This window comes from Pseudomonas sp. NPDC087612 (assembly GCF_044743505.1).
In the GTDB taxonomy this organism is placed as follows: Bacteria; Pseudomonadota; Gammaproteobacteria; order Pseudomonadales; family Pseudomonadaceae; genus Aquipseudomonas.
Genome location: NZ_JBIUWO010000006.1, coordinates 50320 through 68139 on the forward strand (window position 1 = coordinate 50320; position 17820 = coordinate 68139).

Annotated in this window: 22 protein-coding genes and 1 pseudogene; 9 read left to right on the forward strand and 14 right to left on the reverse strand. The window is 65.7% G+C overall.

What is annotated here, in order from left to right:
• Positions 1-23: 23 nt before the first annotated feature.
• The 9 genes and pseudogenes from ACIOVF_RS13790 to ACIOVF_RS13830 all read right to left on the reverse strand — a co-directional run bounded on the left by ACIOVF_RS13790 (position 24) and on the right by ACIOVF_RS13830 (position 7670).
• Positions 24-1274, reverse strand: a complete 1251-nt coding sequence (locus tag ACIOVF_RS13790; protein WP_093383882.1) for an FAD/NAD(P)-binding oxidoreductase — start codon at positions 1272-1274, stop codon at positions 24-26.
• Positions 1271-1507, reverse strand: a complete 237-nt coding sequence (locus ACIOVF_RS13795) for a (2Fe-2S)-binding protein (RefSeq protein WP_045196758.1) — start codon at positions 1505-1507, stop codon at positions 1271-1273. Before ACIOVF_RS13795 ends, ACIOVF_RS13790 begins: the two co-directional genes overlap by 4 nt.
• Positions 1500-2615 carry an FAD-binding oxidoreductase gene (locus ACIOVF_RS13800; RefSeq protein ID WP_045196760.1) on the reverse strand — a complete coding sequence of 372 codons (1116 nt, stop codon included), beginning with the start codon at positions 2613-2615 and terminating at the stop codon, positions 1500-1502. Before ACIOVF_RS13800 ends, ACIOVF_RS13795 begins: the two co-directional genes overlap by 8 nt.
• Entirely contained in the window at positions 2612-3544 is a 933-nt protein-coding gene (locus tag ACIOVF_RS13805; protein WP_401290066.1) for a 4-hydroxyproline epimerase, read from the reverse strand. The genes ACIOVF_RS13800 and ACIOVF_RS13805 overlap by 4 nt, the downstream gene beginning before the upstream one ends.
• 122 nt (positions 3545-3666) lie before the next feature.
• Entirely contained in the window at positions 3667-4338 is a 672-nt protein-coding gene (locus tag ACIOVF_RS13810) for a GntR family transcriptional regulator (RefSeq protein ID WP_045196763.1), read from the reverse strand.
• An 80-nt stretch (positions 4339-4418) separates the two neighbouring features.
• Positions 4419-4526: pseudogene (locus ACIOVF_RS13815) on the reverse strand (GntR family transcriptional regulator); the annotation flags it as partial.
• A gap of 54 nt (positions 4527-4580) precedes the next feature.
• Positions 4581-5627 (reverse strand): class I SAM-dependent methyltransferase, encoded by a 1047-nt coding sequence (locus ACIOVF_RS13820; RefSeq protein ID WP_045196765.1) that lies wholly within the window; start codon positions 5625-5627, stop codon positions 4581-4583.
• A gap of 91 nt (positions 5628-5718) precedes the next feature.
• Positions 5719-6585, reverse strand: a complete 867-nt coding sequence (locus ACIOVF_RS13825) for an alpha/beta fold hydrolase (protein ID WP_401290070.1) — start codon at positions 6583-6585, stop codon at positions 5719-5721.
• A 29-nt stretch (positions 6586-6614) separates the two neighbouring features.
• Positions 6615-7670 (reverse strand): sugar phosphate isomerase/epimerase family protein, encoded by a 1056-nt coding sequence (locus ACIOVF_RS13830; RefSeq protein ID WP_401290073.1) that lies wholly within the window; start codon positions 7668-7670, stop codon positions 6615-6617.
• 110 nt (positions 7671-7780) lie between these two features.
• Here ACIOVF_RS13830 and ACIOVF_RS13835 point away from each other — a divergent pair, with 110 nt between their 5' ends.
• Complete coding sequence (locus tag ACIOVF_RS13835; protein ID WP_045196771.1) at positions 7781-8377, forward strand: TetR/AcrR family transcriptional regulator; 597 nt, start codon at positions 7781-7783, stop codon at positions 8375-8377.
• Here the strand turns inward: ACIOVF_RS13835 and ACIOVF_RS13840 are convergent, their stop codons facing one another.
• Both ACIOVF_RS13840 and ACIOVF_RS13845 read right to left on the reverse strand, forming a co-directional pair.
• Complete coding sequence (locus ACIOVF_RS13840) at positions 8378-8974, reverse strand: DUF4157 domain-containing protein (protein WP_045196773.1); 597 nt, start codon at positions 8972-8974, stop codon at positions 8378-8380.
• Positions 8961-9515, reverse strand: a complete 555-nt coding sequence (locus ACIOVF_RS13845; RefSeq protein WP_045196775.1) for a TetR/AcrR family transcriptional regulator — start codon at positions 9513-9515, stop codon at positions 8961-8963. The genes ACIOVF_RS13840 and ACIOVF_RS13845 overlap by 14 nt, the downstream gene beginning before the upstream one ends.
• A 91-nt stretch (positions 9516-9606) precedes the next feature.
• Here ACIOVF_RS13845 and ACIOVF_RS13850 point away from each other — a divergent pair, with 91 nt between their 5' ends.
• The 4 genes from ACIOVF_RS13850 (at position 9607) to ACIOVF_RS13865 (ending at position 12596) form a co-directional block, all read left to right on the forward strand.
• Positions 9607-10338, forward strand: a complete 732-nt coding sequence (locus tag ACIOVF_RS13850; RefSeq protein ID WP_045196777.1) for an SDR family oxidoreductase — start codon at positions 9607-9609, stop codon at positions 10336-10338.
• A gap of 47 nt (positions 10339-10385) precedes the next feature.
• Positions 10386-10994, forward strand: a complete 609-nt coding sequence (locus ACIOVF_RS13855; RefSeq protein ID WP_045196779.1) for a 2-hydroxychromene-2-carboxylate isomerase — start codon at positions 10386-10388, stop codon at positions 10992-10994.
• A 79-nt stretch (positions 10995-11073) separates the two neighbouring features.
• The gene (locus tag ACIOVF_RS13860) at positions 11074-11703 is read left to right on the forward strand and encodes a LysE family translocator (protein ID WP_176794269.1); all 630 of its coding nucleotides are present in this window, start codon (positions 11074-11076) and stop codon (positions 11701-11703) included.
• 17 nt (positions 11704-11720) lie between these two features.
• A complete protein-coding gene (locus ACIOVF_RS13865; RefSeq protein WP_401290078.1) occupies positions 11721-12596 on the forward strand; it encodes an alpha/beta fold hydrolase in 876 nt (291 codons plus the stop codon).
• A 13-nt stretch (positions 12597-12609) separates the two neighbouring features.
• On the opposite strand, the gene ACIOVF_RS13870 is transcribed toward ACIOVF_RS13865, so the two are convergent.
• Complete coding sequence (locus ACIOVF_RS13870) at positions 12610-13518, reverse strand: LysR family transcriptional regulator (protein ID WP_045196855.1); 909 nt, start codon at positions 13516-13518, stop codon at positions 12610-12612.
• A gap of 96 nt (positions 13519-13614) precedes the next feature.
• Here ACIOVF_RS13870 and ACIOVF_RS13875 point away from each other — a divergent pair, with 96 nt between their 5' ends.
• The 4 genes from ACIOVF_RS13875 to ACIOVF_RS13890 all read left to right on the forward strand — a co-directional run bounded on the left by ACIOVF_RS13875 (position 13615) and on the right by ACIOVF_RS13890 (position 16923).
• Positions 13615-14505, forward strand: a complete 891-nt coding sequence (locus tag ACIOVF_RS13875) for a pirin family protein (RefSeq protein WP_401290081.1) — start codon at positions 13615-13617, stop codon at positions 14503-14505.
• Positions 14506-14533: 28 nt separating this feature from the next.
• Complete coding sequence (locus ACIOVF_RS13880; RefSeq protein WP_045196787.1) at positions 14534-15220, forward strand: hydrolase; 687 nt, start codon at positions 14534-14536, stop codon at positions 15218-15220.
• 51 nt (positions 15221-15271) lie between these two features.
• The gene (gene ycaC, locus ACIOVF_RS13885; RefSeq protein ID WP_093383839.1) at positions 15272-15898 is read left to right on the forward strand and encodes an isochorismate family cysteine hydrolase YcaC; all 627 of its coding nucleotides are present in this window, start codon (positions 15272-15274) and stop codon (positions 15896-15898) included.
• 107 nt (positions 15899-16005) lie between these two features.
• The gene (locus tag ACIOVF_RS13890) at positions 16006-16923 is read left to right on the forward strand and encodes a DNA-3-methyladenine glycosylase family protein (protein WP_401290085.1); all 918 of its coding nucleotides are present in this window, start codon (positions 16006-16008) and stop codon (positions 16921-16923) included.
• A gap of 1 nt (position 16924) precedes the next feature.
• Here ACIOVF_RS13890 and ACIOVF_RS13895 read toward each other — a convergent pair whose 3' ends face one another.
• Positions 16925-17152 carry a DUF6555 family protein gene (locus ACIOVF_RS13895; RefSeq protein WP_045196793.1) on the reverse strand — a complete coding sequence of 76 codons (228 nt, stop codon included), beginning with the start codon at positions 17150-17152 and terminating at the stop codon, positions 16925-16927.
• 100 nt (positions 17153-17252) lie between these two features.
• Complete coding sequence (locus ACIOVF_RS13900) at positions 17253-17813, reverse strand: ATP-dependent Clp protease proteolytic subunit (RefSeq protein ID WP_045196795.1); 561 nt, start codon at positions 17811-17813, stop codon at positions 17253-17255.
• Between the last annotated feature and the right edge of the window lie 7 nt (positions 17814-17820).

The following is a 17820-nucleotide window of genomic DNA, read 5'->3' on the forward strand; positions in this document are numbered from 1 at the left end:
ATAGAGCGCCCCCGGTGTTTACCTCAAGTGTCGCTCTCAAGGTGCAGCAGGGTGTCGATGCGCGCCGGGCTGAATGGCGGGCGCGGTGCCGAGGGCTGCCAGCCGAACAGGTGGGCGGTGGCCGCACCGCACACCCGGCCCTGGCAGGCGCCCATGCCGCAACGGCTGGCCAGCTTGGCCTGGCGCCAGTCGCTGTGCCCGGCGAGGGCGGCATAGGGCACGTCTTCGCAGCGGCACACCAGGGTGTCGGCGGTTGCCAGCGACTTCAGTGCGGGGTCGAGGGCGAAGGCCGTGTTCAATGCGCGGGCAAAGGCGTGCCAGCGCGCCCGGCGGCGCCACAGCCGCTGCGCCGCCTGGCGATTGCCGGTGGCGCTAAGACCGGCAATAGCGCCTTCAACCAGAGCGCGCTCGCTGCCACCGAAACCTGTGCATTCGCCTGCCGCGTAAACGCCGGGTTGTGAAGTCGCCTGCCAGGCATCGACGGCAAGCGCCTGTTGCTCCACGGCGCAGCCCAGGGCCTGGCCCAACTGGATGTTGGGGATCAGGCCGAAGCCGCAAGCCAGCCGATCGCAGGCAATTTCAACCACCTGGCCGTGCTGCTGCAGGCGCACGCCTTCGAGCCGGTCGGTGCCCAGCGCGGCCAGCACATGGCTGGCGCTGCGGTACTGGCGGTCGAACAGGCTAAACGATTGCAGCAGCTTGTGCGGCCAGCGCGGCAACTGTGCGGCAAAGCCGCTGACGGCCGCAAGCGAGGCCTGCTCGGCGATGCGCAGTACCCGCGCGCCATTGGCCTTGGCGGTGGCGGCGCTGGCCAGCAGCAAGGGGCCGCTGCCGGCGATGACGATACGCTCGTCGCGTACCGGCATCCCGCCCTTGATCAGCGCCTGCAAGCCACCGGCACCGGTCACCCCAGGCAGCGTCCAGCCAGGGAAGGGCAGCAGCAGTTCACGGGCGCCGGTACAGAGGACCAAGCGCTCGTAGTGGATTTGCCAGCCGCGCTCGGCGTTCTCCACCAGCAGGCTGTTGGGGCCGGCGTTGGCGATCACCCGCGTGCCGCTGTGCCAGTGCACATTGGCGCAGGCCAGCACCTGCTCGCGCAGCCGGCGCGCCTGCTTGGGCAGCTTGGCCTGTGGCCCGTCGCGCCAGATCTGCCCGCCCGGCAGCGGGTTGTCGTCGAGCAGCACGATGCGCGCGGCCCGCGGCGCGGCGGCCAGGGCCGCAGCCAGCCCGGCGGGGCCGGCGCCAATGATCAGCAAGTTGGTGTGTTCGTTCATGCGCGGGTCTCCACCTGCATGCCGTCACGGCACAGGGTCTGGCAGGCCAGGCGCCGGCGACCGTCGATCGTCACCCGGCACTCCTGGCAAACGCCCATGCCGCACAGCGGGGCGCGGCGCTGGCCGCTGACCGAAGTGCGCGAGCAGCCATCGCCGCCCAGGGCCAGAGCAGCAGCGACGCTGGTGCCGTCGGCCACGCGTAGCGGGCGGCCATCGAGGGTCAGGTCAGGCATGGGCGAGGGCTCCAAGAAAGCGATCTGGCAGGTAAGGGCTGGCCGCCAGCGGCGGCGTTTGGTCAAACAGCTGCGCGCTCAAGAGGTCGGCGGTCGCCGGCGCCGTGGTCACGCCCAGCCCTTCATGACCGACCGCCAGCCACAGGCCATCCTGCTGCGGATGGCGGCCCACCAGCGGCAGGCCGTCGGGGCTGGCGGCGCGAAAGCCGGTCCAGGCGCGGATGCCGTTCAGATTTGCCAGGTCCGGCATGTACTCGGTTGCGCGCTTGAGCATGCGCGCCAGCATCCAGCCTTCCACGGCCGGGTCAGTGGTGCCGAACTGGCGCGAGGCGCCGATGAACAGCTGGCCGGTGGGCCGTGGCTGGATATTGCAGGCAGTCGACGGCCCGCTGGCGTTGTGGGCGCTGGTCACGTAGCCCAGCTCCACCAGGGTATGGGTGACGGTGCCGGGGTAGCGATCGGTGATCAGCAGGTGGCCTTTCTTCGGCTCGATCGGCAGCTCCGGGCACAGCTGCGTGGCCTGGATGCCGTTAGCCAACACCACGGCCTCGGCGCTCAGCCACTGGCCGCTGTCGAGGCGCACACGGTTGCCCTCTACTGCGCTGACCCGCGCCCGACGCTGTTCGATCCCTGCTGTTTGCAGCATCCAGCCGGCAGTGGCCGGGGCATAGAGAATGCCGTCGCCGTTGATCAGCAGACCGCCTTCGAGCCCCTCGCGCAGCGCCGGTTCGCGCTGGCGCAGGGCGTGCCCGGCGACCAATTCGCAGGCCACCCCCTGTGCTTGCAGGAGGTTGAATTTGTGTTCGGCCACGGCCATTTCTTCGGTGTTGGCCGCCAGCCACAGGGTGCCGTTGCTGCGATAGGCGCAGGTCTCGGGGAGTTGCGGGGCCAGTTCGCGCCAGCGTTGTAGCGAATACTGGCTGAGCGCAAGCTCTGCGGGATTGTCGTCGAGCACCAGCAAATGGCCCATGCCGGCGGCCGTGGCGCCGTGCAGCCCGGCATCGAGTACCAGTACTTGCAGCCCGCGCGCGGCCAGCGCCTGCGCGCAGGCGGCGCCGATGATTCCGGCGCCGATGACGATGACATCGGCCACGGCACCACGGCTCACGGGCGAATGCCCCAGGCGAACGGGTCGTCCTCCTCGATGATCAGCGTGGCTTCGGCGCTAATGTGCGCGCGGCCGCGAATGGTCGGGATGATGCGTTGGCCGTCGGCCTCGAACGAGCCCTCGAAGGTGCTGCCGATCACGCTGGCCTGGCGCCAGGTCTGCCCGGGTTGCAGTTTGCCGTCGGCAGCCAGGCAGGCGAGCTTGGCGCTGGTGCCGGTGCCGCAGGGCGAGCGGTCGTAGGCTTTGCCGGGGCACAGCACGAAGTTGCGGCTGTCGGCGTCGGGGTCGTCGGCGAACAGCTCGATATGGTCAATCAGGCCGCCGTCTTCACCGCGAATGCCTTGCTCTTCCAGGGCCTGCTGCACGGCGTAGGTATAGGCCGTCAGCGCCTCGATGTTGTCACCGGCGACCTCCTGGCCGTGGTCGGCGATCAAAAAGAACCAGTTGCCGCCCCAGGCCACATCGCCCACTACCTTGCCGATGCCGGGCACCTCCAGCGCCAGGTCCTTGCGGTAGCGGTAGGCCGGCACGTTGCGCACGCTGACCGAGCGGTCCTCGTGCAGGGTCGCCTGCACGGTGCCGACCGGGGTTTCGATGCGGTGCACGCCCGGGCCGATCCTGCCCAGGTGCGCCAGCGACACCACCAGGCCGATGGTGCCGTGGCCGCACATGCCCAGGTAACCGGTGTTGTTGAAGAAGATCACCCCGGCGCAGGCGCTGGGGTCCACCGGCTCGCACAGCAGCGCGCCGACCAGCACATCGCTGCCGCGCGGCTCCAGCATGCAGGCAGTGCGCCATTGATCGTGCGCCTCGGCAAGGCGCTGGCGGCGCTGGGCCATGCTGGCGGTGCCCAGCTCGGGGAAGCCGTCGATGACCAGGCGGGTCGGTTCGCCGCCGGTGTGGGAATCGATCACGGTAATGCGTTTCATGGAGGCCGCGTCCGTTCAGGGAAGTGAAGGACAGAGTGGCGTGTCATGCGGCGCGCAGGCTTGATGCGTTTATGTCGTGCCGATGACGAAATCGGCACAGTGGCGCAACCCACAGGTTTCTGTCACTTGCTCGGCGGCAGGTGCTCGAACAGGGTCTTGCAGACGCCGGCGATGTGTTCGTCGAGCAGCCTCACTGCCAGCTCGACATCCTTGGCCCGGCAGGCGTCGAGGATGTCGCGGTGTTCGTGGTCGGCGCGCTCCTTGCCTGCCGAGAGGCTCATCTGCATGCGCAGGTAGCGCTCCAGCTTGTCGTTCACCGAGCGGATCATGTTGACCAGGAACGGCCGCTGCGCCGGTTCATACAGGCAGGCGTGCAGTTCCCAGTTGAGTTCGGCCCAGCGGCCGACGTCGTTCTCGCCGACGAACTCCTGGCAGATGCGCTCGGCGCGGGCGAAGGTTTCCTCGGTCATGTTCGGGATGGCCAGGCGCAGGGCCTTGTCTTCAAGCAGCATGCGCACTTCGAACATCTGCGCCAGCTCTGGTTCGGACATGCGCGTAACCATCGCCCCGCGATTGCGCTGGAACATCACCAGGCCTTCGGCTTCCAGGCGCTTGAGCGCTTCACGCACCGGGATCTTGCTGACGTTGAACTGGCGGGCGATATCGTCCTGGCGGATTGGTTCGTCTTCGGCGAAGTGCCCGGCAATGATCGCATCGCGCAGGTGACGGGTGATGATTTCCGAAGTCGAGGGCGTGTTGCCCAGGTCCGGGGCGTTGAGGCGGGGTACGGTCACGGTGGCGTCGTCCGAAGTTATTTATGGATATGGTATACGAAACTCGCCATGCATGGCGCCAGACCTGCCCGCTGGCATGCTCAGCGGCCTATGCGGGGTTCTTTGAGGGCAATGGGCGCGGCGATGTCGCGCAGGTTGCTGCTGTCGTTGTGTTTCAAGCGCAGGTAATCCAGCGCGACCTTGGCGGCGATGAGGCCAGCCCCCCAGGTTGGGTGGAGGCTGGCCCGACCAGGTATCAGCGCTTACTTGCGCGCTTCAAGGATCAAATTGAACGGCGTCTCGGTCGCCCGGCGAAAGTGCTTGAACCCGGCTTCCTCGAACACCGCGCGCAGCCGCGCCTCGCCCGCCTGGGCGCCGAGCCCCAGGCCAACTTCCTGCGACAACGAGTTCGGCGTGCAGATAAAGGTCGAAGCGGCATAGAACAAGCGCCCGACCGGGGTGCTGTTTTCATCCAGGGTGTCGTTGGCATAGGGCTCGACCAGCAGCACCGTGCCATCGGCTTTGAGCGACTCATAGGCATGCCGGGCGGCGCCGACCGGGTCGCCCATGTCGTGCAGGCAGTCGAAATAGCAGATCAGGTCGTAATCGGTGCCGGGGAAGTTCTTGGCGCTGGCCTGGACGAACTGCGTGCGCTCGGCCACACCGCCTTCGGCGGCGCGTTGGCTGGCGATAGCGATTGACGGGCCGTGGTAGTCAAAGCCGCTGAAGCGCGAGGCCGGGAAGGCCTGGGCCATGATCACCGTCGAGGCGCCGTGGCCGCAGCCGATATCGGCGACCTTGGCCCCGGCCTGCAGCTTGTCGACCACCCCGCTCAGGCTCGGCAGCCATTCGGCCACCAGGTGGGCGCGGTAGCCGGGGCGGAAGAAACGTTCGGTGCCGCTGAACATGCACGGATGGTGATCACCCCAGGCCAGGGCGCCATCGCCGCGCATGGCGGCGACCAGTTTGTCCTTGTCGTGGAACAGCGCGGCGATCACCGAGGCGCCGCCGGCGACATACACCGGCGAGTCTTCGATGGCCAGGGCCATGGCCTGTTCTTCGGGCAGGCGAAAGCGTCCTTCGCTGTGCTCCATATAGCCGGACGCGGCCTGGGCGCTCAGCCATTCGCGCAGCAGGCGGGGATTGCAGCCGGTCTTGTCGGCCAGTTGTTCGGGGGAGATGAATTGGCTGTCGGCCATGGCCCGGTACAAACCGAGTTCATCGCCGAGGATCAGGTTGGCAAGCATGGCCGCGGCACCCATGTCGGTGACCAGCTTGCCCATGAAGTCATTGAGTCTGGCTTCGTCCATTGCGTGTTCTCCTGCAAGAAGTCCAACGTCAACGGGGCTGCCGGCGGGCCGGCAACCTCGGGCCAATGTGTTGCGGGGGCAACCTTTAAGTCTAGTTCGCTTCGAAGAACGCCAGCAGTTGGGCGCTGAACGCTTCGTCCGCCTCTTCCATGACAAAGTGCCCACAGTCGGCGATGACGCTGCCGCGCAGGTTGTCGGCATGGGCCTGCAGGGTCTGCAACGGCACCTCGCCGGTAGCATGCTCGGCGCCGATGGCCAGCACTGGCATGCCCAGGCGCTTGCCGGCGCGCTGGCGGTTCTGGGCGATGGTCTGGCTGATCGAACGGTAGTAGGCCAGGCCGCCGCTCAAACCGCCGGGCTTGCTGTAGGCCCTGATGTAAGTGTCGACGGCCACGCGGTCGACATGGTGCGCCCAACGCTCGTACATAAAGGTCAGGTAGCGGTCCTCGCGGCCGGTGATCAGGGCTTCGGGCAGATCCTGCAACTGGTTGAAGAGAAAGTGCCAGATAAAGATGTTCTGCTCGGCGCTGACAAAGATCGGCGGCGCTTCGGCCAGGCCCGGGATTACCGCTTCGCTGAGCACCAGCTGGCTGACCGCCTCGGGGTAATCGCTGGCCAGCGCGTAGCCGACCCACATGCCCACATCATGCCCGGCCAGCCGGTAGCGCTGATGGCCGAGCTGGCCCATGGCGCGGTGCAGCAGGGCGGCGATGGTGCCGGTGTCATGGCCTTCGCTGGCCGGGTCGGACAGCCCGGTGCCCGGCAGGTCGACGGCAATCGCCTGGTAACCCTGGCGAGCCAGGGCGCGCATGACATGCCGCCAGGCGTACCAGGTCTGCGGCCAGCCGGGGATCAGCAGCACCGGCTGGCCGCTGCCCAGTTGCACGCAATGCAGGCGGCGGCCGGGTTCGAGGATCAGGTAGCGGTGTTCAAAGTCGGCTTCGGCGGTGATGGACATCGGTTGCACTCCAAGTGAAAGAGGGGGATTCAAGCCAGGCCCAGCAGGGTCCGGATCTGTTGCGGGTCGATCGGCGCGCCGGCGAAGTCGTCGAAGGTGCGAGTGGTGACCTGGATGATGTGCTCACGGATGAACGCCGCGCCTTCGCGGGCGCCGTCTTCCTGGTCCTTGAGGCAGCATTCCCATTCCAGGGTGGCCCAGCCGGGGAAGTCGTATTGCGCAAGCTTGGAGAAGATCGCCTTGAAATCGACCTGGCCGTCGCCCAGGGATCGGAAGCGCCCGGCGCGCTCGGTCCAGTCGCAGTAACCGCCGTAGATGCCCTGGCGGCCGGTTGGGTTGAACTCGGCATCCTTGACGTGAAACATGCGGATGCGCGCGTGGTAAATGTCCAGGTAGTCGAGGTAATTCAGTTGCTGCAGGACGAAGTGGCTGGGGTCGAACAACAGGTTGCAGCGCGGGTGGTTATCCACCAGGTCGAGGAAGCGCTCGAAGCTGCTGCCGTCGTGCAGGTCTTCGCTGGGGTGAATCTCATAGCAGAGGTTGATGCCGTGGTCTTCGCAGGCATCGAGGATGGGCCGCCAGCGCCGCGCCAGCTCTTCGAAAGCCGCCTCGATCAGGCCCGCCGGGCGCTGCGGAAACGGGAACAGGTAAGGCCAGGCCAGTGAGCCTGAGAAAGTCCCCATGTCGGTCAGGCCCAGGCGTTGCGAGGCCTTGATTGCCAGCTGCAGTTGTTCCAGCGCCCAGGCGGTGCGCGCCTGGGGTTTGCCGTGCAGCGCGGGCGGGGCGAAGTTGTCGCACAGGGCGTCGTAGGCCGGGTGAACCGCTACCAACTGGCCGAGCAGATGGGTGCTCAGCTCGCTGACCTCAAGGCCGTGTTCGGCAAGCATGCCGCGCAGCTCATCACAATAAGTCTGGCTGTGTGCGGCCAGTTCCAGGTCGAACAGACGCCGGTCCCAGGCCGGCACCTGCAAGGCCTTGAAACCATGGCCGGCAGCCCAGCGGGCGATCTCGGGCAGGCTGTTGAAAGGGGCTTGTTCGGCACTGAACTGGGCCAGGTGCAGGCTAGGACCTTTGAGGGTACGCATGATGACTTCCTATTGTTTGTCGATCGACAAACAATAGGGCGACAACGCGCTTGCGTCAACTGTCTTGCAGGGTAGAATCCGCCCCATCTGATTTGATGGACACACAACCCATGGCCGGACGTCCCCGGGAATTCGATCGCGACCAGGCCCTGCACAAGGCCCTGGCGACCTTCTGGCAATACGGTTACGAAGGCACGTCAATGGCCTTGCTGGTCAGTGCCCTGGGCATTGCCTCGGCGCGCATCTACGCCGCCTTCGGCAGCAAGGAGCAGCTGTTTCGCGAGGTGGTGGCGCTGTACCTGGCCGAGCAGGGCGGCTTTGCCGAGCGGGTCATCAACCGTGAGCTGGCGGTGGGCCAGGCCGTGGAGCAGATCCTCCTTGAGGCCATTGCCACCTACACCGCAGCGGACGGCCCGCGCGGTTGCCTGGCGGTGTCATCGACCGCCAGCGGCGGCCCGGATATCAGCGGCGTACTGGACTGGATGAGCGAGCTGCGCCGCCAGCGTACCCAGTCGATCATCGACCTGCTGCAGCAGGCCCATGGCCGTGGCGAGCTCAAGGCCGAGGCCGACCCGCAGGCGCTGGGCGACCTGTTTGCCACCTTGCTGCACGGTATTGCCATCCAGGCCCGCGACGGCATTGCCACGGCGCGCCTGCAGGCGATGATCAAACCGGCGTTGTGCGCTTTGCACGCCGCCCTGGCCTGATCAGCGCGCCTGGCCCGAGGCCCGCTCGCGCAGGGCCTTGCTGACCTTTGCCTGGATCTCGTAGGCCGGCGCTTCGACGGCGTCGAAGTCGCGCGAGTAGCGCCGGGCGAATTCCTCCACACCCCATTGCTGGTACTGCTGCACGTGGTGCAGTTCGTGGGCCCAGAGCGCGACGTTGTTTTCGGCGTCGGCCTGGTTGCGAAAAACGATGATGTCGATCAGGGTCACGGCGTTGACGTCGGGGTTCTGCAGCAGGGCGTTGGCGCTGTCCAGGGCTTGTTGGTCGCCGACCTTGTAGCGCGCCGCGTCGAGCACCTGGAAGTCATAGTAGGATTCGAGCTGGGCGCGGATGTGCAGGGGGATCGGCAGCAGCGTGCCGGCCGCAGCGGTGTTGCGCGCCTGCTGCAAGGCCAGGGCCAGGGAGCTGCTGGCCACCCGGCCGAGGTCGTCGAGCACGGTGCCGGCCTGGCCGGGGTCGATGGGCGAACAGATGCAACTGCCCAGGCAGATTTCGTACTGGCCGGCCGGGCAGGCGGCGAGGGCGGTGAGCGGGGCGCTCAGGGCAAGGCTGAGCAGCAACGACTCAAGGCGCTTCATGCAGGGCCCCGGCAATGAAATCGCGAGAGGCCTTGAGCACTTCCTCCTGTATCGGCTCGCTGGCGAGCATGCGCGCAAGCACCAGCGCGCCCACGCACTGGCTGATCAGCGCCCAGGCCAGGGCCGGGTCTTCGAGGGTTTGCGCCCAGGCTTGCTGGAGCTGGCACAGCCAGTGTTCGGCTTCCGCGCGCACCGGCTGCTCGGCGCGGGCGATTTCCGCGCCCAGGGTCGGGATCGCGCAGCCGCCTTCGACATTGTGCAGGTGGGCCATGCTCAGGTACTGCTCCAGGCAGCGTTCGAGCCGCGCGCGGTTCATCGGCTGCTGGGCGATGGGGCTGTGCGACAGCTCGCGGCGCACCACCTCGGTGAACAGCTCGTCCTTGGACGGGAAGTGGTTGTAGAAGGCGCCGCCGGTCAGGCCGATGGCCTTCATCAGCCCGGCCACGCCAGTGGCGGCAAAGCCGCCGCGCTTGGCCAGGGCGCCGCTGCTTTGCAGCAGTTTCTGCCGGGTTTGTTCTTTGTGAGTGGTGGAATAACGCACGCCGGTAGGCTCCACAGGGCTGGCTTGACGAAGCCTGAATCATAGCATAGCGTTCGTTTACTAAATGATCGTTTACCAATGGAGGCGAGACATGACCCAAGGCAAGAAGGTGGTACTGGTGGTAGGGGCCGGTGATGCAACCGGCGGCGCGATTGCCCGGCGTTTTGCCCGCGAGGGTTATGTCGCCTGCGTGACCCGGCGCAGCGCCGACAAGCTGCAGCCGCTGGTGGACGAGATCCGCGCCGCCGGTGGCGAGGCCTACGGTTTTGCCTCGGATGCGCGCAAGGAAGAGGAGGTGGCGGCGCTGGTCGAAGAGATCGAAAGCAGCGTCGGTCCGATCGAAGCCTTTGTCTTCAACATCGGCGCCAACGTGCCCTGCAGCATTCTCGAAGAGACCGCGCGCAAGTACTTCAAGATCTGGGAAATGGCCTGTTTCGCAGGCTTTCTCAGCGGCCAGGCGGTGGCGCGGCGCATGGTGACCCGCGAGCGTGGGACTATCCTGTTTACCGGTGCCACTGCAGGCTTGCGCGGCGCAGCCGGATTTGCCGCGTTTGCCGGCGCCAAGCACGGCATTCGCGCCCTGGCCCAGAGCATGGCCCGCGAACTTGGGCCGCGCAATATTCATGTCGCCCATGTGGTGGTGGACGGTGCCATCGATACCGCGTTCATCCGCGACAGCTTCCCCGAGCGCTATGCGCTCAAGGACCAGGACGGCATTCTCGACCCGCAACATATCGCCGACAGCTACTGGTTTCTGCACAGCCAGCCGCGCGACGCCTGGACCTTCGAGCTTGACCTGCGGCCGTGGATGGAGCGCTGGTAAGCCTTTGACAACAGCCTGCGCAACAACAAAAAAAGGACCTGCTGCAGATGAGCAAAACCGTAGAATTCTTCTTTGACCTGGGCAGCCCGGCCAGCTACCTGGCTTGGACCCAGTTGCCGAAACTCTGCGCCGAGCACGATGCGCAACTGGTGTACCGGCCGATGTTGCTGGGCGGGGTATTCCAGGCCACCGGCAACGCCTCGCCGGCGATGGTGCCGGCCAAGGCCCGGCATGTGTTCGTTGATTTTCAGCGCTACGCCAAACGCTACGGCGTGACCCTGGCCTTGCCGCCGGGCTTCCCGATCAACACCCTGGGCCTGATGCGCGGCACGGTGGCCGTGCAGCGCTACCAGCCAGAGCGTTTCGAGGCCTACCTGAACGCGGTGTTCACGGCCCTGTGGGTGCGCCAGCGCAATCTTGCCGACCCGCAGGTGCTGGCGGCAGTGCTGCAGGAGGCCGGCTTCGACCCCGAGCAATACCAGGCCTGGAGCGCCGAGCCCGAGGTCAAGGCCGCACTCAAGGACGCTACCGAAGAAGCGGTGCGCCGTGGCGTGTTCGGTGCGCCAAGCTGCTTTGTCGGCGAGCAGATGTTCTTCGGCCAGGACCGCCTGGAGTTCGTCGTCGAAGCGCTGGCCGAGCACGACAGTCAAGTGTAGCGGCATTATTTTCACTAACTGTATGGTCGAGGCGGATCAGGACTCCGTTAGTGTCAGGGCAGCCCAATAAAAATACTGGATGCCTGCCATGCTCGGCTCACTGGACCTGATCACTGCCTTTGTGTTGTTCGCGTTCGTCTCATCGATCACCCCGGGGCCCAACAACACCATGTTATTGGCCTCCGGGGTGAACTTCGGCGTGCGCCGTTCGATTCCTCACGCGCTGGGCATCAGTGTCGGCTTCATGGTCATGGTATTGGCGGTGGGTTTTGGCCTGGGCGAGGTGTTCAAAGCCTACCCGCCGATTTACACCGTGCTGCGCTACGTGGGCGCCGCCTACCTGTTGTACCTGGCCTACAAGATTGCTACCTCCGGGCCGCTGTCGGTCAGCGACTCGTCGAGCCGCAAGCCCCTGGGCTTCTGGGGCGCGGCAGCCTTTCAGTGGGTCAACCCGAAAGCCTGGGTGATGGCCGTGGGCGCGATCACCACCTACACCCCGGCCCAGGGCTACGTCACCAACGTCATCGTCATTGCCGCGGTGTTCGCCCTGGTCAACCTGCCCAGTGTCTGCGTCTGGGTGATGTTCGGCAGCGCCTTGCGCACGGTGTTGCAGAACCCGCGCTGGCTGATGTTGTTCAATCTGCTGATGGCGGCGCTGCTGGTGATATCCCTGTACCCCCTGCTGTTTGTAGAATCGGGTTTTTCCTGACGTGAGTGCGCTGGCACATGCAGTTGATTCCCTGGTCCCATGACACAAGTGCTGGCTTCACCCTGCGCGGCTGGCGCTCCCCAGCCAGTGGCAAGCCGCTGCTGCATTTTTTGCACGGCAACGGCTTTTGCTGCCTGGTCTACCAGCCGTTGCTGGCGCGCCTGGCCGAGCAGTTCGACCTGTGGCTGTGCGATGTCCAGGGCCATGGCGACAGCGACCATGGCGGCCCGTTCGCCGGCTGGAACCGCACTGCCGAGCTTGCCATCGAAGCCTTCGAGGCCGGCCGTGGCGAGTACGGCGATGTACCACGCTTTGCCGTCGGCCACAGTTTTGGCGGGGTGCTCACCGGCCTGATGCTGGCGCAACAGCCGCAGCTGTTCCAGCGTGCGGTGCTGCTTGACCCGGTGCTGTTCACCCGGGCGATGATGGGCATCATGGGCGCGGCGGCGCTGGTCGGCCTGCACCGTCGCCATGCTCTGGCGCGCAAGGCTGCCACCCGTCGCAGCCACTGGCCTGACCGCACGGCGGCGCGGGCATCGCTGGAAGGGCGGGGGATCTTCAAGGGCTGGAGCGAGCCGGCGTTGCAGTCCTATATCGAACACGCCATTGGCGATTGCGGCGAAGGCGTGGTGCTCAAGTGCCGCCCTAGCCGTGAAGTGGAAATATTCAGCTCCTTCCCCCGGCGCATGTGGGCGTCGCTGGCCCAGGTGAGCACCCCGAGCCTGGTGCTGTATGGCCAAACCACCTATCCCTTCGTGCCGCAGTCGGTGCAGCGCTGGGCCCTGGGCAATCCTCAGGTCAGCGCCAGCCAGGTGGCGGGTGGGCACTGCTTCATGCAGGAAGATCCGGCGGCGTGCAGCGAGCGGGTCGTGGCGTTTTTGCTGGAACAGTAATCAAGCCGCAGGTTCAGGCAATATCACTGGCCTCGAACTCCGCCGCCAGAAAGTCCAGCAGGCTGCGCACCGACGGCAGCAAGCCGCGCCGCGAGGCGAACACCGCGTGCACCACGCCGCACTCCGGTGCCCAGTTCGGCGTGGCTTGCAGCAGGCGGCCGGCGTCGAGTTCTTCGCGGATCACCACCAGCGGCAAGTGCACCACGCCGACACCCGCCACCGCCGCCTGGCGCAGTACCACCAGGTCATCGGTGACCAGTCGCGGGCTGTGCCGCAGGCTGGCGCGGACGCCGTCGGGACCGAGCAGGTGCCAGTGGTAATCGCGTTGCGGGTAGCCCCAGTGCAGGCTCGGCAGGGCGCTCAGGTCGGCGGGCACCGGGCGCGGGGGCAGGCGTTCGAGCAAGGCGGGCGCCGCCACCAGGTACTGGGTGCTGCGCGCCAGTACCTTCATCACCAGATCGCTGCTTTCCAAAGGCGGTACGCGCACGCGCAAGGCAATGTCGATGCCTTCCTGGATCAGGTCGACCTGGCGGTTGGTGCTTTCGATATGCAGCTGCACCAGCGGGCACTGGACCATGAAGCGGGTAAGCATGGCCCCCACCCAGAAATCCAGCAACGCCGTCGGGCAACTCAGGCGCACGATGCCCTGGGGCTCGGCGCGGTTGCGCTCGATCAATTCGGCGGCGCCTTCGGCCTCCACCAGCATGGCCACACAGTGGCGGTAGTAAGCCTGGCCGATCTCGGTCACTGAAAAGTGCCGGGTCGAGCGCTGGATCAGGCGCACCCCCAGGCGTTCTTCCAGCCCGGCAATACGCCGGCTGAGCTTGGACTTGGGCATGTCCAGGGCGCGACCGGCCGGGGCAAAGCCGCCGTGATCGACAACTTGGGCAAAGTAGTAAAGGTCGTTGAGGTCTTCCACCAGTGTTCTCCATATGGAACGCTGAAGGCAGTTTAACCGATCTACCGCCGATGTCGTTGCGCTCGTATGGTTATAGCCATGCACGAGAGGAGGCATCTGATGAAAAAGATCCAAAGCGTCTACAGCAGCCCGAACCCCCACTGGGTAGGTGATGGCTTCCCGGTTCGTAGCCTGTTTACCTACGACAACCTGGCCCAGCACATCAGCCCGTTCCTGCTGCTGGACTATGCCGGCCCCCACGACTTCACCCCGACCACGGCGCGTCGCGGGGTCGGCCAGCATCCCCATCGCGGTTTCGAAACCGTGACCATCGTCTACCAGGGCGAACTGGAGCACCGCGACTCCACTGGCGCCGGCGGCCTGATCGGCCCGGGCGATGTGCAGTGGATGACCGCCGCCGGCGGCATTCTCCATGAAGAGTTCCACTCGCCGGCGTTCGCTGCCAAGGGCGGCACCCTGGAAATGGTCCAGCTGTGGGTCAACCTGCCAGCCAGGGACAAATCGGCGCCGGCCGGTTACCAGACCCTGCTCAGCAACGACATCCCGCTGGTGCCACTGGGCAACGGCGCCGGCACCTTGCGGGTGATTGCCGGTGCGTTTCGCGGCCACCAGGGCCCGGCGCAGACTTTCTCGGCCATGGATGTCTGGGACCTGCAGCTCAAGGCCGGCGCGCCCGTGCGCCTGCCCAGTGCCGCCGGGCGCAGCACCGCGCTGGTGGTGTTGCGCGGCCAGTTGCTGGTCAACGGCGAGCGCCAGGTTGGCGCCGCGCAACTGGTGCTGTTTGACCGCGCCGGTGACGAGCTGCTGCTTGAAGCGCAAAGCGATGTGTCGGTGTTGCTGCTCAGTGGCGAGCCGCTGGATGAGCCGATCGTTGGCTACGGCCCGTTCGTGATGAACAGCGATGCCGAAATCGCCGAGGCCTTTGACGATTTTCGCGCCGGGCGCTTCGGCCAGATGAGCGGGCAGGCCGGTCCGCGCCACCACAACTAGTCTCATAACCCCTGAAGGAGAATACGCCATGAGTACCTTTGCCAACGTTGCCAACTTCAACGGCCAGGTGCCGCGGATCGACCCTGAAAATGTCGCGATGCTGCTGATCGACCACCAGAGCGGCCTGTTCCAGACGGTCAAGGACATGCCCATGACCGAGCTGCGGGCCAACGCCATCACCCTGGCCAGGATTGCCAGCCTGGCGAAGATCCCGGTGATCACTACCGCTTCGGTGCCACAAGGCCCCAATGGCCCGCTGATTCCGGAAATTCACCAAGCCGCGCCGCATGCCCGCTATATCGCCCGTAAAGGTGAAATCAACGCCTGGGACAATCCCGAGTTCGTCGAGGCAGTCAAGGCTACCGGCAAGCAGCAACTGATCATCGCCGGCACCATCACCAGTGTGTGCATGGCCTTCCCGAGCATCAGCGCAGTTGCTGCAGGCTACCAGGTGTTTGCCGTGATCGACGCCAGCGGTACCTACTCGAAGATGGCTGAGGAAATCACCTTGGCGCGGGTAATGCAGGCCGGTGTGGTGCCGATGGACACCGCTGCGGTGTGCTCGGAGGTCCAGCGCAGCTGGAACCGCGAAGACGCCCAGCAATGGGCCGAGGCCTACAGCTCGGTGTTCCCGCATTACCAGCTGCTGATTGAAAGCTACCTCAAGGCGCAACAGGTAGCCCGCGACAACGAACTGCTCGATTCGCAACGCTGATCCCTCATGTCCGGTGCCTGGCACCGGCGTCTCAACGCAAGGAGTAAGACTATGACCAAGCCCTACGTCCGCCTGGACAAGAACAACGCTGCCGTCCTGCTGGTCGACCACCAGACCGGCCTGCTGTCGCTGGTGCGAGACATCGACCCGGACCGTTTCAAGAACAACGTGCTGGCCGTCGGCGACCTGGCCAAGTACTTCAAGCTGCCGACCATCCTCACCACCAGCTTCGAAACCGGCCCCAACGGCCCGCTGGTGCCCGAGCTCAAGGCGCAGTTCCCCGAGGCGCCGTACATTGCCCGTCCGGGGCAGATCAACGCCTGGGACAACGAAGACTTCGTCAAGGCGGTCAAGGCTACTGGCAAGAAGCAACTGATCATTGCCGGCGTGGTGACCGAAGTGTGCGTGGCCTTCCCGGCGCTGTCGGCCCTGGAAGAAGGTTTTGAGGTGTTCGTGGTTACCGATGCTTCGGGCACCTTCAACGAGCTGACCCGCGACTCGGCCTGGAACCGCATGTCGCAAGCCGGCGCCCAGCTGATGACCTGGTTCGGCCTGGCCTGCGAGCTGCACCGCGACTGGCGCAACGATATCGAAGGCCTGGGCACCTTGTTCGCCAACCACATCCCCGACTACCGCAACCTGATGACCAGCTATAACACCCTCACCAACGGCAAGTAACGCCGTTCAATGATCGACGGCCGGGCGCTGGCGTGGCCCGGCCGTCGTCGTCTGACAGTCGTCGAAATCCCTGGCGTCGTTGCCGTTTCCCAGGTGATGATCGGCGCATGAATTCCACTTCCAGCCTGTCAGGCCATCGCCGCAGCATTCGGCCCGCCAGCGCCATCAGCTTCTGGCTGGCTTACCAGCCACCCTTGCACTGGCCGTCGCTGCTGGGGTTTCTTGCTGCGCGGGCGATTAGCGGGGTAGAGACGGTCGTAGCGGGGGTCTATACCCGCAGTTTTGATCTCGCTCGTGGCCAGGGCATCGTCCAGGTCGCGAAGGCGCGTGGGCACCGGCTGAAAGTCACTGTGATCGCTAGCTCTGCCGGCGCGTTGCCGGGGTTGCTGGCCAGGGTCCGGCGAGTATTCGACCTGGATGCCGAGCCGCTGAAGATCGAAGCACTGCTGCGCCGCGACCCGTTGATGGCGCAATTGATCGAACTGCGCCCGGGCCTGCGCGTGCCTCGGGGCTGGGATGGGTTCGAGCAGGCCATGCGTACAGTGCTGGGCCAGCAGATCAGCGTCGCCGGGGCGATTACCCTGGCCGGGCGCCTGGTGGCGGGGTACGGCGAGCCGCTGGCCGCGCAGCTTCAGCGTGTACCCGGCCTGACCCATGTGTTCCCCCGCGCAGAGGCTGTTGCTGACGTCGACCTCAGTGGCCTGGGCATGCCGCGCTCGCGGGCCGCGACACTCTCGACCCTGGCCCGGGCACTGCTGCACGACCCGCAACTGCTGCGCCCTGAGCGCGACCTGGAGGCCTGGGTCCAGCGCCTGTGCCGGCTGCGCGGCATCGGCCCGTGGAGCGCCCACTACCTGGCCTTGCGCCAGATGGGCGCGGCCGATGCCTTGCCGCTGGGCGACGTGGCGCTGGTCAAGGCCCTGCGCCTGCTCGAAGGCCCCGAGGCGCAACTGGCCCAGCGCGCACCGGCCTGGAGCCCGTGGCGCGCCTATGCCGCCCAGCACCTGTGGGCGTCGTTGAGCTGACTCAGCTGGACTGGCGCCAGGTCACATCGGTAATGCCGTAGCGTTCGGCCAGTGGCTTGCTGACTTTTTTGACTTTTTCGCGACCGTACCGGCCTATGCGACCGATACCGGCGTCGCAACTTGCCCAGTGCCAGGCTTCAGCGTTGTCCATCATCTCGGCGCGGATGATGAAGGACTTGTGATCGCCGTGAAGCTGGTAGTCGATGACGAACAGTTTTGCGTTGTTCATGGGTCTGGAATGATCCTTACAGAGCAGTGACCAAGAAAATCCCTTCAATGCCTCTAGTGAGTGCTGCGCCGGTAGAAAAATTCCATCGGATTTCAGCCTGTCAGTGGGCGCCGCTGATGGTCAGGTGCCGGGCATCCTTTTCGAACACCACCTGCTCCAGGCGATGGGCGATGCCGCAGGCCAGCGAATCGTAGGCGGGGATGACCTTTTCTTCGGTCGACAGGCAATGGAAGATGTCCAGCTTGCGCTCTGCCTGGGCAGTCTCCAGCTCGAAAATGCGCACGTAGCGCTCCAGGTCGTTGTTCAGGCTCGACAGGTATTCACGCAGGCGCGAATGGTCCACCGCGCTCTGGCTGAAGTGCCAGGTCATGGGGTGGATGAGAAAACGCGAATGCGGCGCGGCGACACGCTCGCCAGCGGCCAGGTACATGATGATGCCCATCGATTCGATGTTGCCGGCGTTGACTGCGCACAACGGCACCGGCAAGGACTTGAGAAAGCTGTACAGCGAGAAACCGAAGTTGGTGCTGCCACCGGTGGTCGACAAAAACAGCAGCAAGGAGGTGGCGCCATCGTCGACGGCCTGCAGGCAGCGGTCGCGAAAACGCTCGGTGGTGTCCTGGTCGATCTGGCAATGAAAGTGGATCACCTGTTGGCTCATGGCAGTG

Coding starts and splice junctions, on each gene's coding strand:
- ACIOVF_RS13860 (WP_176794269.1), top strand. CDS start 11,074: ATGCCTGCCATGCTCGGCTCACTGGACCTGATCACTGCCTTTGTGTTG.
- ACIOVF_RS13890 (WP_401290085.1), top strand. CDS start 16,006: ATGAATTCCACTTCCAGCCTGTCAGGCCATCGCCGCAGCATTCGGCCC.
- ycaC (WP_093383839.1), top strand. CDS start 15,272: ATGACCAAGCCCTACGTCCGCCTGGACAAGAACAACGCTGCCGTCCTG.
- ACIOVF_RS13850 (WP_045196777.1), top strand. CDS start 9,607: ATGACCCAAGGCAAGAAGGTGGTACTGGTGGTAGGGGCCGGTGATGCA.
- ACIOVF_RS13840 (WP_045196773.1), bottom strand. CDS start 8,974: ATGAAGCGCCTTGAGTCGTTGCTGCTCAGCCTTGCCCTGAGCGCCCCG.
- ACIOVF_RS13900 (WP_045196795.1), bottom strand. CDS start 17,813: ATGAGCCAACAGGTGATCCACTTTCATTGCCAGATCGACCAGGACACC.
- ACIOVF_RS13855 (WP_045196779.1), top strand. CDS start 10,386: ATGAGCAAAACCGTAGAATTCTTCTTTGACCTGGGCAGCCCGGCCAGC.
- ACIOVF_RS13805 (WP_401290066.1), bottom strand. CDS start 3,544: ATGAAACGCATTACCGTGATCGATTCCCACACCGGCGGCGAACCGACC.
- ACIOVF_RS13795 (WP_045196758.1), bottom strand. CDS start 1,507: ATGCCTGACCTGACCCTCGATGGCCGCCCGCTACGCGTGGCCGACGGC.
- ACIOVF_RS13875 (WP_401290081.1), top strand. CDS start 13,615: ATGAAAAAGATCCAAAGCGTCTACAGCAGCCCGAACCCCCACTGGGTA.
- ACIOVF_RS13790 (WP_093383882.1), bottom strand. CDS start 1,274: ATGAACGAACACACCAACTTGCTGATCATTGGCGCCGGCCCCGCCGGG.
- ACIOVF_RS13820 (WP_045196765.1), bottom strand. CDS start 5,627: ATGGACGAAGCCAGACTCAATGACTTCATGGGCAAGCTGGTCACCGAC.
- ACIOVF_RS13865 (WP_401290078.1), top strand. CDS start 11,721: ATGCAGTTGATTCCCTGGTCCCATGACACAAGTGCTGGCTTCACCCTG.
- ACIOVF_RS13835 (WP_045196771.1), top strand. CDS start 7,781: ATGGCCGGACGTCCCCGGGAATTCGATCGCGACCAGGCCCTGCACAAG.
- ACIOVF_RS13825 (WP_401290070.1), bottom strand. CDS start 6,585: ATGTCCATCACCGCCGAAGCCGACTTTGAACACCGCTACCTGATCCTC.
- ACIOVF_RS13895 (WP_045196793.1), bottom strand. CDS start 17,152: ATGAACAACGCAAAACTGTTCGTCATCGACTACCAGCTTCACGGCGAT.
- ACIOVF_RS13880 (WP_045196787.1), top strand. CDS start 14,534: ATGAGTACCTTTGCCAACGTTGCCAACTTCAACGGCCAGGTGCCGCGG.
- ACIOVF_RS13830 (WP_401290073.1), bottom strand. CDS start 7,670: ATGCGTACCCTCAAAGGTCCTAGCCTGCACCTGGCCCAGTTCAGTGCC.